Genomic DNA, 11944 nt, shown 5'->3' with positions numbered 1-11944 from the left:
GAGGGGCTTGCTTGCCAATCTCAACGAGATCCGAACCTCAACGCCGGCCGGTGCGCGTACTCACGTCCACCCACACCGCCAGCACCAGAATGCTGCCCTTGACGATCATCTGCCAGTAACTGTCGACGTCGAGCATCGACATGCCGTTGTCGAGGCTGGTGATCACCAGTGCGCCAAGCAGCGCGCCGTAGACAGTGCCCGAACCGCCGCGCATGGAGGTGCCGCCGATGAAGCAGGCGGCAATGGCGTCGAGTTCGCCCATGCTGCCGGCCGAGGGCGAACCGGCGGCGAGCCGCGCAGTGTTGACCAGGCCGGCGAGGGCGCACATCACGCCCATGATCCCGAAAATCCACAGCTTGACTGCTTGCACGTTGATACCCGACAGGCGTGTCGCTTCCATGTTGCTGCCCACCGCATAGACGCGGCGGCCGAACACGGTCTGGCTGGTGACGTAGCTGAACACTCCAAGCAGGGTCAGCAGCAGCAGGACCGGCACCGGAATGCCGTCGTAGCTGTTGAGCGTCTGCACGAAGCCGGCCAGCACCGCGCCGATCACCAGCACGCGGATCACGTCACGCGCCAGTGAATGCGCGGCGAGTCCGTGCAGCGCGCGATTGCGCCGTTGTCTCCAGGTGAGGAATACGGTCAGCGCGAACAGCACGATGCCCAGCCCGGTGCCCATGGCGTGGGGCAGATAACCCTGACCGATGTAGACCAGTTCCGGCGACACCGGGGCAATGGTGGTGCCGCCGGTGATCCCCAGCAAGATCCCGCGAAACGCCAGCATGCCGCCCAGCCCGACGATGAATGACGGGATGCGCAGGTACGCCGTCATGTAGCCATTGCCGAGACCGATCATCAGCCCGCACAGGGCCACCAGACTGAGGTTGGCCAGCAGCGGGATGTGATAGACCACGTCGAGAATCGCCGCGAGGCCACCGAGCAGGCCGAGCAACGAGCCGACCGACAGATCGATCTCGCCACTGATGATCACCAGCACCATGCCGCAGGCGAGAATCCCGGTGATCGACATTTGCCGCAGCAGGTTGGAGAGGTTGCGCGGGGTGAGAAAGCCGCCCTCGGTCTGCCAGCTGAAGAACAGCCAGATCAGCACCACGGCGAACACCAGCGCGAGCATTTTGTAGCGGGTGAACAGCTGTTTGACCTGATTCATTTACGCGGACTTCCGATTATTATTGTTATGGCTGCCGGGCTGGCTGAGCGCGGCGGCGAGGACCTGTTCCTGGGTCAAATCCTGGTTGACGAAGTCGCCGCGCAACTGGCCTTCGCCGATCACCAGCACGCGGTCGGACACGCCGAGCACTTCGGCCAGTTCCGAGGACACCATGATGATCGACACGCCGGCGGCCGCCAGTGCGCCCATCAATTTGTAGATCTCGTACTTGGCGCCAACGTCGACGCCGCGGGTCGGCTCATCGAGAATCAACACGCGCGGCTTGGCCAGCAGCATTTTCGCCAGCACGGCTTTTTGCTGGTTGCCGCCGGACAGGCTGGTGATCGGCAGAAACGGGCTGGCGGTCTTCAGGTGCAGGCGCGAGATTTCCCGGTCGATGCTGCCCAGCTCGGCCTCGGCATCGATGCGGCTGAGTTTCGAATAACTGTCGAGCACGGCGAGGGTGATGTTCTGGCCGACGCCCAGGTCGGGAATGATGCCTTGGCGCTTGCGGTCTTCGGGCACCAGACACAGGCCGGCGCGGATCGATTTCAGCGGCGTGGCGGTGTCGATCGGCTGGCCGTCGAGCCAGACTTCGCCCTCATGGCGGCCGGGATACGCGCCGTACAGGGCCGTGACCAGTTCGGTGCGCCCGGCACCGACCAGCCCGGCGATTCCGAGGATCTCCCCGCGCTTGAGCACGAACGACACATCGTCGACCCGTTTGCGTTTGGGGTTGTCGACGTCGTAGCAGGTGATATGCCGCGCTTCGAAAATCACCTCGCCAATCTCGTGCGGCTCGGACGGGTAGAGGTTGCTCATTTCCCGGCCGACCATCTGCGTGATGATCTGCGCAATGTCCATGTCCGCCATGGCGGTGGTGGCAATGTGTTTGCCGTCACGGATCACCGCAATGGTGTCGCACACGGCGGCCACTTCATCGAGCTTGTGCGAGATGTACACGCAGGCAACGCCCTTGGCCTTGAGGTCGCGAATGATGTCCAGCAACACCTCGATTTCCGAACGGCTCAGCGCCGATGAAGGTTCGTCGAGAATCAGCAGGCGCGCCTGCTTGTTCAGCGCCTTGGCGATTTCCACCAGTTGCTGATAACCGCCGCCGTATTGGGAAACCGGCAGCGAGACGTTCATGTCCGGGACTTTCAGTTCGCGCATCAGCGCCTCGGCGCGGTGGATCATCGCCGGGTAGTTCATGCGCCCGCCGGGCAGTGTCAGTTCGTGGCCCATGAAGATGTTTTCGGCCACCGAGAGGTCCGGTACCAGGGTCAGTTCCTGATGGATGATGACGATGCCCGCAGCTTCGGTTTCGCTGATCGAGTACGCCCGCAGCGGTTGCCCGTCCCAGAGGATTTCACCGTCCCAGGTGCCATGCGGATAGACCGCCGAGAGGATTTTCATCAGCGTCGATTTGCCGGCACCGTTCTCGCCGCACAGGCCAACGCACTCACCGGGACGGACCTTGATGTCGATGCCGTTGAGCGCTTTGACACCGTTGAAGGATTTGACGATGCCGTTCATTTGCAGCAGGTAGTCGGACATGGAAAAGGCTCGTATACCAAGGACTCAGAAAACACGGAACCTGTGGGAGCGAGCTTGCTCGCGAAAGCGTCAGCACATTCAATCGCGATGCAAGCTGAACCACCGTCTTCGCGAGCAAGCTCGCTCCCACAAGGGTTTCTGCTTAACCACAGATCCGCGAATGGATCACAGTCCGCTCCCACAGGTTTCCCACAGTTTCTGCGCATTCACAGGGGCGGCGATTGTTCACTGCCCGGCAATCTGCGCCTTGGTGTAGAACCCGTCCTGTTCGAGCAAGTCGATGTTGTCCTTGGTCAGCGGGGTGGGCGTGAGCAGGATGGTGTCGACTTTTTTGCTGCCGTTGTCGTACTGCGAGGTGTAGGCGGGTTTTTCGTTGCGCGCCAGTTGCACCGAGAGCTTGGCCGCTTCCGAGGCGATCAGCTTCAGCGGTTTGTACACGGTCATGGTCTGCGTGCCGGCGATCACCCGTTTGACGGCGGCGAGGTCGGCGTCCTGCCCGGAAATCGGCACCTTGCCGGCCAGTTGTTGCGCAGCCAGGGCCTGGATCGCTCCGCCGGCGGTGGCGTCGTTGGAAGCAACGATGCCGGCGATTTTGTTGTCGTTGCGGGTCAGGGCGTTTTCCACAATGCTCAGCGCTTCGGTCGGGTTCCACTCCTTGACCCACTGCTGGCCAACGATCTTGATGTCGCCCTTGTCGATGGCCGGTTGCAGCACCTTCATCTGGCCTTCACGAAGGATCTTGGCGTTGTTGTCAGTGGGCGCGCCACCGAGCAGGAAGTAGTTGCCCTTCGGCGCGGCTTTCAGCACGCCGCCGGCCTGCATCTCGCCGACCTTTTCGTTATCGAAGGAAATGTAGGCGTCGACATCGGCGTTGAGAATCAGCCGGTCATAGGACACGACCTTGATCCCGGCCTTCTTCGCTTCGGCCACGGCATTGGTCAGCACGGTGGCGTTGAACGGCACGATGACAATCACATCGACGCCACGGGAAATCAGGTTTTCGATCTGCGAAATCTGTTTCTGCTCGTTGGCATCGGCCGACTGCACGAACACCTTGGCGTCCATTTTTTCCGCCGCCGCGACGAAGTAATCGCGATCGCGGGACCAGCGTTCCAGACGCAGGTCGTCGATGGAGAAACCGATTTTCGGGTGGGCAGCGTCAGCCAGTACCGGTAGCGAGAGCAGCGCCAGAGCACTGGCCAGGAGCGTACGTTTGAGGTTCTTCATGGTGGTGCGTCCTTTTATTTTTGTTTGAAAGACACGGCCTGACGATGAGTATCGGGCTGGTAGAACTGTAGAGAATTTGCCGGCGCCGCACGCACAGAATTGTCGTGCAATTGTCACAGCGCGGTGGCGCCGGCAGACCCTCTCGATATCAGCGATAGATAAAGCGGTTGACGATGTTTTCGAGCATTTCCTGGCGGCCGCTGACGGCTTGCGGGTTGAGTTCGTTGGTGAAGGCATGCTCGGCCAGTGACTCCAGATTGAAGTCGCCCGCCATAACCGCTTGACCAAAAGGCTGCTGCCAGCCGGCGTAGCGCTGGTCCTTGAGGGCTTGCAACTGATCGTTTTCGATCATCGCCGCGGCGCGCTCCAGCGACTGGGCGAGTACGTCCATGGCGCCAACGTGGCCATGGAACAGATCGACCTCGTCGAGGCTCTGGCGGCGCACCTTGGAGTCGAAGTTGAAACCGCCGTTCTTGAAGCCGCCAGCCTTGAGGATTTCATAAGTGGCGAGGGTCATTTCTTCAACGCTGTTGGGGAATTGATCGGTGTCCCAGCCGTTTTGCGGATCACCGCGGTTGGCGTCGATGCTGCCGAAAATGCCCAGCGAGGCGGCGGTGGCAATTTCGTGATGGAAGCTGTGGCCGGCGAGGGTCGCGTGGTTGGCCTCGATGTTGACCTTGATTTCCTTTTCCAGACCGAACTGCTGCAGGAAGCCGAACACCGTGGCGCTGTCGTAATCGTATTGGTGCTTGGTCGGCTCTTGCGGTTTGGGTTCGATCAGCAGATCGCCTTTGAAGCCGATCTTGTGCTTGTGCTCGACCACCATGCGCATGAAACGGCCGAGTTGCTCGCGCTCACGCTTGAGATCGGTGTTGAGCAGGGTTTCGTAGCCTTCACGACCGCCCCACAACACATAGTTGGCGCCTTTCAGGCGTTGGGTCGCGTTCATCGCGCTGAACACCTGAGCCGCTGCGCAGGCGAAGATTTCCGGGTCCGGATTGCTCGCGGCACCGGCGGCAAAGCGCGGATTGCTGAAGCAGTTGGCGGTGCCCCACAGCAGCTTGATGCCGCTTTGTTCCTGGTGTTGCTCGAGGTGATCGACCATTTGCGCGAAGTGGTTGCGGTATTCCTTCAGCGACTGGCCTTCGGGGGCGACATCCGTGTCATGAAAGCAGTAGTAATCGATACCCAGTTTGCTGAAGAACTCGAAGGCCGCCGAGGCTTTGCCGATGGCCACTTCCATCGGGTCGCCGGCATGCTGCCAGGGGCGCTTGAACGTCCCTGCGCCGAACACATCGGAACCCGGCCAGACAAAGGTGTGCCAGTAGCAGGCGGCCATGCGCAGGTGTTCGCGCATGGGTTTGCCGAGGATCAGTTTATCGGCGTCGTAATGACGGAAGGCGAGGGGCGAATCGCTGTCTGGACCTTCGTAGCGAATCGGGGCGACATCAGGGAAGTACGGCATGGACGGTGTCCTTGTTGTTCTTGGCGGTGTCTCGATACTAGCAACGGCCCCGGGCCGGAAGATTATGAAAATCACCAACACACAGTGCGATTTTGCGTATTGAGCTTCGCCGCGTGCGCGCCTAGTCTGTGCCGACCGCCTCTTTGCAAAGAGGCCATGAACGCGCCGAAAAACAATGAAAACATTACCGCCTGTTCACCGCATCGCCCTGTTGTTCAACGGCAGCAAAATCTATGACCGCGGCATCATCGCCGGCATCGGCAACTACCTGAGCAGCACCCGCGCTTCGTGGGATCTGTTTCTCGAAGAGGACTTTCTCTGCCGCTTGAAAGGCATCGAACGCTGGCAGGGCGACGGGATCATTGCCGACTTCGACGACCCGCTGATTGGCGAGGCCCTGGCCGACATCCAGTTGCCGGTGGTGGCGGTGGGCGGCTCCTATGAAGATGCGCGGGCGTACCCGAAAGCGATCCCCTATGTCGCCACCGACAATAACGCCCTGATCACGTTGGCTTACAACCACCTGATCGAAGCGGGGCTGCAGCGCTTTGCCTGTTTCAGCCTGCCCGAGGCGCAGGCCAATCGCTGGGCGCAGGAGCGGGAAAAAGCCTTTCGCCGGCTGATGCAGCGTGACGGCCTGCGCGCCGAGGTCTATCGCGGCATGGGCACCAGCGCGCCGCTTTGGGACAGCGCCGTCGAACAACTGATCGCCTGGCTGCAAGCCTTGCCCAAACCGATCGGCATCATTGCCGTCAGCGACGCCCGTGCCCGCCAGTTGCTGCAAGCGTGCCTGACCGCCGGCATTGCCGTGCCCGAGCAGGTGGCGTTGATCGGCATCGACAACGACCCGCTCACGCGCAGCCTGACGCGCGTGCCGTTGAGCTCGGTGATCCAGGGTACCGAAACCATGGGCCGCACCGCCGCGCAACTGCTGCACCAGATGCTCCACGGCATGCCTCCCAGCGGCACGCAGATTCTGGTGCCGCCGGATGCGGTCAATGTGCAGGTGTCGAGCCTGCACCAGCCGTTGGGCAATCCCTACGTGATGCAAGCGCTGCTGTTCATCCGCCAATATGCCTGCCAGGGCATCAAGACCGCGCAGGTCGCGGCTTACGTCGGCATCTCGCGCTCCTCGCTGGAAGCGCACTTCCGTCATGAGCGCGGCTGCAGCGTTCACGACGAAATCCTGCGCTTCAAACTGGCGGCGGCGACCAGCGGCCTGGAAAACAGTGACGCCGCGATCGTCGACGTGGCCCGCGCCTGTGGCTTCAAGTCGGCGCAATACCTGCACACGGTGTTCCGCCGCGAGCTGGGTTGTACGCCGCGTGAGTATCAGCAAGGGGCGCGCTAGCGAACCCCAGTGTCAGGCCGACGCTTTCGCCTCAGCCGTGACCGCGTTTTTCCGATACGTGAGCAACACAATGCCGGTGACCACAATCACCCCGCCAAGCACCTGGCCCTTGCTGAGCATCTGGTCGAGCACGATCCAGCCCATCAGCAACGTCGCCAGCGGCTCGATGTTCATCACCGGCGCATTGCGCGGCATGTCCAGGCGTGGCACGGAAATGAACAGCACGATGAAGCCGGTGCCGTACAGCACCACCAGCGTGGCGAGGGCCAGCCAACCGGTCGAGGTCGCCGGCAGGTTCAGGCCGCCGGGCAGGGCACCGGTGAGGCCCGCCAGATTGACGCTGCTGAATACGATGAAAATGGTCAACAGACTGCGCGCTGAACCGCGCACCTGAGACAGTTTGTGGTCGGTGATCCACAGCGCACAGGCGAACACGCTGGCCGCGCAGAAGGCGAGCGTCACGCCCAGCCACCAATCCGGGCCGACGCTGCCGGCGTTCGACAGGCGCCCGGGCACGTCCAGCACAAACACCAGACCTACCAGAATCAACCCCATCAGCAACGCGGTGCGTGCGCTCGGCCTCGGCCCGCCCATCGCCCAGGTGAGCAATGCCAGCAGAATCGGAAACACATTGGCCACCAGCAGCGCCAGCGCCACCGGCACTCGCGCCACGGCGGAGTACAGACACAAACTCTGCGCCGTGATCAGCAGCCCCAACAGCAATTGCCAGCGCCAGGCCCCGGGCGGCAGACGCAGGCTCTGTTTTTGCCACAGCACCAGCATCGCCAGCACCAGCAGCGTCCCGCCGGAGCGCATCAGAATCGCCAGCAACACTCCGGCACCATCATCAAACGCGACCCGCGCGGCGACATGGTTGCCGGCGAAGGCACAGCCCATGCACAACAGAATGAGCACAGCGAGGTGACGGGGGAAGGGCGGCGGTACGGTGGGTGCGATGGTAGAGCGGGACATGGCAGTTCTCGAAAATTGGCCATTCAGGATGGCGCGGGATTTTTATTATGTTGTCGTACAACTGCGCTGTTTGTACCGTATCGGGGAGGGGCGGGCAAGGGTGCCTTAGACCAAAGAAGCTTGTTTTTTGGCCGTCCTGGCGATTTCAAGATGGTGGGGTCACGCCTTGGAGATCGTATGACTTGAAGGGTCAGGGCGCCGCAATCGCCAGAATCTGCTCCGACAGCCACGCCAGCGCCGGGTCATGCTGACGATGGCTCAGATACACCAGATCGAGCTCGAACGGTTCCAGCGCAAACGGTAATTCATAAAGATCCAGCGGCAGCAACTCGGCGAACTGCTGCGCCAGTTGCGTCGGCAACACTACGCACAGGTCGGTGGCGGCGGCGAGGTGCGCGGCTTGCAGGTAGTTGGGCGTGGTGTAGACGATTTGTCGTTCGAGGTTCTGTTCGGCCAGCCATTGATCGACCATGCCACGCGTCTGCCCGCCGTGGACCCAGAGGTGGCGCAGTTGCAGAAAGGTTTGCAGGTCGAGCGCGCCGCTGATCTGCGGATGCTCGCGGCGCACGGCGATGCGCAAGGTTTCCCGGCGCCACAGTTGCCGGGTGAAGCGGGCCGGCACTTCGTTGAAACGGCCGAGCACCATGTCGAGGTCGCCGCGGTCCAGCGCCTCGACCGGCAGGTTCGGCGTCAGGTGGGCAACGTCGATGCGCAACTGCGGTGCGACGCTTTGCAGGCGCGCGAGCAAGGCCGGCATGCACAGTTGCTCGACGAAGTCGGTCAGGGCGATGCGCAGTTGCCGGTGGCTATGCTGCGGCTCGAAGGCCTCGCTACTGCCCAGGGTTTGCTCGATCTGCCGCAGTGCCGCGCGGATCGGTCCTTCCAGTGCCAGCGCGCGCGGCGTCGGGCACATGCGCCGCCCGACCCGCACCAGCAGCGGATCGTCGAGCAGATCGCGCAACCGCGCCAGGGCGTTGCTCACCGTCGGTTGCGTCAGGGCCAGCCGCTCGGCCGCGCGCGAAACGTTCTGTTCACGCAAAAGCATATCGAGTACGCGCAGCAGATTCAGATCGAAGTTGGAAATATTCATGCGCGGAATATATGCCATGGGAATTCTAAATTTCAAAAATATCTGAACGCTGCTTAGGGTGGCGCTTGTCCTTATTGATTGGAGCGCTGCGCGTGACTACGTCTTCGAACTACCAGGCGCCTCTGCGCGACATGCGTTTCGTCTTGCACGAGCTGTTCGACGTAAGCGCGCACTGCCAACAATTGCAGGTCGAACTCGACCGCGACGTCCTCGACGGGATTCTCGAGGAAGGCGCACGTTTCACCGGCGAAGTCATCGCCCCCCTTAATCGCAACAGTGACGAGCAGGGCTGCCAGTTGCACGGTAGCGAGGTGACCACACCGGACGGCTTTCGCCAGGCCTATCGACAATACGTCGACAACGGTTGGGCAAGCATGACCGGGCCGCAGGCGTTCGGCGGCCAGGGCGTGCCGCAGATGGTCTCGGCGTGCTTTCACGAAATGCTGATGTCGGCGTCGCTGGCCTTTCGGGTTTATTCCGGGCTTACCGAAAGTGCTGTGCTGGCGCTGTACCGCCACGGCAGCGCAGAACTGAAGCAGGCGTATCTGGCGAACCTGATCAGCGGCGAATGGACCGGCACCATGTGCCTCACCGAGCCGCAGGCCGGCACCGATCTGGCGCTGCTACGCACCCGCGCCCAGCCTGAAGCCGATGGCAGTTACCGCGTTACCGGCAACAAGATTTTCATCAGCGGCGGCGAGCAGGACCTGACCGATAACATCATTCATCTGGTACTCGCGCGTCTGCCGGACGCACCGCCGGGGGTGAAGGGCATCAGCCTGTTGCTGGTGCCGAAAGTCCTGCCCGATGGCCAGCGCAACACGCTCAGTTGCGGCGCGCTGGAACACAAGATGGGCATCAAGGGCACGTCGACCTGCGTGATGAATTTCGATGGCGCGCAAGGCTGGCTGGTGGGCGAAGCGAACCAAGGCCTGGCGTGCATGTTCACCATGATGAATGACGCCCGTTTTCAGGTCGGTCTGCAAGGGCTGGGCATTGCCGAAGCGGCGTTTCAGGGTGGCCTGCGCTATGCGCGGGAACGCTTGCAGTCACGTTCGCTGGCCGGTGCTGTTGCGCCGGAGCAGGCCGCTGACCCGATCATCGTCCATCCCGATGTGCGGCGCATGCTGCTGACCCAGAAAGCACTGACCGAAGGTTGCCGAATGCTCGCCGCGTACACCGCGCGGCAACTCGATCTTGAGCAAGCAGTGGGCACGGATCATCAAGCGGCAAAGCGTCGTGCGGCGCTGTTGATTCCGATCGTCAAGGCGTTCTTCACTGATGTCGGCCAGGAAGTCGCCAGCCTCGGCGTGGCGCTGTACGGCGGGCACGGCTATATCCGCGAATGGGGCATGGAACAGTTGATGCGCGACAGCCGCATCACTCAGCTCTACGAAGGCACCAACGGCATTCAGGCGTTGGATTTGATCCGGCGCAAACTGCTCGGCGACGGCGGTGCGGAACTCAATGCGCTGATCGACGAATTTGCACAACTGGCCGAAGCCGCCCAGGCGCATGAACCGCTGCGGGAAATGGCTCAGGCAGTCAGCCAGCGCTTGCGCGAATGGCGCGAGCTTGGCCCAGCAGTCATCGCCGCGTGTCAGCGTGATCCGCAGGAAATCGGTGCGGTGTCGGTGGATTTCCTCGCGTATTCGGCCTACGTCCTGCTGGCCGGTTTCTGGCTGCAAGCGGCGACGCGGGCGCAACAGGCGTTGGCCCAAGGCAGTGCTGACAGTGGGTTTTACCAGGCCAAGTTGCATACCGCCGACTTCTATTGGCGGCGCTTGTTACCTCGCGCCGGCGCCCATCGCGACGCGTTGCTTGGCGGCGCGAACTGCCTGATGGCAATGGCGGCCAGCGACTTCAGTTTCTGAACCCGAGACCGGATCACCATAAGGAGTCGTGCCGATGCAATCCTTCAGCTTTGCCACCACCGCGCAGATTCTCTGCGAAGCCGGCGCAGCCCAGCGACTGGCCAGCCTGTGTCGCGAGCGCGGCGCACGGCGGGTGTTGATCGTCACCGATCCGGGGATCGCCCGGCTCGGTTTGCTCGATGACGTGCTGCCGGGGTTCAGCGCGGCGAAAGTCACGGTGGCGATTTTCAGTGACGTCAGCGCTGATCCCCATGAAAACTGTGTGCTTGCGGCGGTCGATCGCGGCCGGCACATCGGCGCCGACCTGATCGTCGGGTTCGGCGGTGGCAGTTCGATGGACGTCGCCAAACTGGTCGCGTTACTCGCCCATCCCGGCAACAGCCAAACGCTCACGCAGTTGTATGGCGTCGATCAGGCCAAGGGTCCGCGCCTGGCATTGATCCAGGTGCCGACCACGGCGGGCACCGGTTCGGAGGTCACGCCGATCGCCATCGTCACCACTGGCGAAACCAGCAAGATGGGCATCGTCTCGCCATTGTTGCTGCCGGATCTTGCCGTGCTCGACGCGGTGTGCACACTGGGCCTGCCGCCGCAGGTCACGGCCGCCACTGGTATCGATGCGATGGTCCATGCGATCGAGGCCTACACCAGCAAACTCAAGCGCAACCCGCTGTCCAGCCTGCTCGCCCGCGAGGCGTTACGCCTGCTGGCCACAAATCTGGACCAAGCGGTGCACAACGGTGGCAACCTCGACGCTCGGCAGGCCATGTTGCTCGGAGCTTATCTTGCCGGGCAGGCGTTCGCCAACGCACCGGTGGCGGCGGTGCATGCCTTGGCTTATCCGTTGGGCGGGCATTTCCATATTCCCCACGGCTTGTCCAACTCGCTGGTGCTGCCGCATGTGCTGCGCTTCAACCTGCCGGTGGCCGAGGCGGATTACGCCGAACTGGCCGTACCGTTACTCGGCGAGCGACTGCGTATAGGGGATCGTCACAGCCAGGCAGAGCAGTTGATTGCCGAACTGGCCGAGTTGGCGCCGCGCTGCGGCTTGCCCCATCGTCTGCGCGACGTCGATGTGCCCGAAGACTGCCTCGCGCAACTGGCGCGTGACGCGATGCAGCAGCAACGCTTGCTGGTGAATAACCCGCGTGAAGTCAGCGAAGCGGATGCGCTGGCGATGTATCAGGCGGCGTGGTGACGGGTGATTCCGGTGAGGATAGGGAGGCTCAGTTGT

The 11944-nt window shown here is 62.3% G+C and carries 9 protein-coding genes; 3 read left to right on the top strand and 6 right to left on the bottom strand.

Annotated features, from left to right (window positions below; genetic code table 11):
• Positions 1-37: 37 nt before the first annotated feature.
• The 4 genes from V6F91_RS18430 to xylA form a co-directional block, all read right to left on the bottom strand.
• A complete protein-coding gene (locus V6F91_RS18430; protein ID WP_208940867.1) occupies positions 38-1174 on the bottom strand; it encodes a sugar ABC transporter permease in 1137 nt (378 codons plus the stop codon).
• On the bottom strand, positions 1175-2731 hold the full coding sequence (xylG, locus tag V6F91_RS18425) for a D-xylose ABC transporter ATP-binding protein (protein ID WP_332766862.1): 1557 nt from the start codon (positions 2729-2731) through the stop codon (positions 1175-1177).
• Between the two features lie 225 nt (positions 2732-2956).
• The gene (xylF, locus tag V6F91_RS18420) at positions 2957-3958 is read right to left on the bottom strand and encodes a D-xylose ABC transporter substrate-binding protein (protein ID WP_090283055.1); all 1002 of its coding nucleotides are present in this window, start codon (positions 3956-3958) and stop codon (positions 2957-2959) included.
• Positions 3959-4106: 148 nt separating this feature from the next.
• Positions 4107-5423 (bottom strand): xylose isomerase, encoded by a 1317-nt coding sequence (gene xylA, locus V6F91_RS18415; protein WP_332766859.1) that lies wholly within the window; start codon positions 5421-5423, stop codon positions 4107-4109.
• Positions 5424-5598: 175 nt separating this feature from the next.
• On the opposite strand from xylA, the gene V6F91_RS18410 reads away from it, so the two are divergent.
• Positions 5599-6774, top strand: a complete 1176-nt coding sequence (locus V6F91_RS18410; protein WP_332766857.1) for a DNA-binding transcriptional regulator — start codon at positions 5599-5601, stop codon at positions 6772-6774.
• A 12-nt stretch (positions 6775-6786) separates the two neighbouring features.
• Here V6F91_RS18410 and V6F91_RS18405 read toward each other — a convergent pair whose 3' ends face one another.
• Entirely contained in the window at positions 6787-7746 is a 960-nt protein-coding gene (locus tag V6F91_RS18405; protein ID WP_332766855.1) for a DMT family transporter, read from the bottom strand.
• Positions 7747-7936: 190 nt separating this feature from the next.
• Complete coding sequence (locus V6F91_RS18400; protein WP_332766853.1) at positions 7937-8854, bottom strand: LysR family transcriptional regulator; 918 nt, start codon at positions 8852-8854, stop codon at positions 7937-7939.
• Between the two features lie 74 nt (positions 8855-8928).
• On the opposite strand from V6F91_RS18400, the gene V6F91_RS18395 reads away from it, so the two are divergent.
• On the top strand, positions 8929-10710 hold the full coding sequence (locus V6F91_RS18395; RefSeq protein ID WP_423815339.1) for an acyl-CoA dehydrogenase C-terminal domain-containing protein: 1782 nt from the start codon (positions 8929-8931) through the stop codon (positions 10708-10710).
• 34 nt (positions 10711-10744) lie between these two features.
• Positions 10745-11908: an iron-containing alcohol dehydrogenase gene (locus V6F91_RS18390; RefSeq protein WP_332766851.1), complete on the top strand. Its 1164-nt coding sequence runs from the start codon at positions 10745-10747 to the stop codon at positions 11906-11908.
• The last annotated feature ends 36 nt before the right edge of the window (positions 11909-11944 follow it).

It is taken from the genome of Pseudomonas koreensis (assembly GCF_036668835.1).
GTDB classification, from domain to species: Bacteria; Pseudomonadota; Gammaproteobacteria; order Pseudomonadales; family Pseudomonadaceae; genus Aquipseudomonas; species Aquipseudomonas koreensis_I.
Note: the sequence above shows the minus strand (reverse complement) of the source record. Positions and strands in the feature narration are given on the sequence as shown.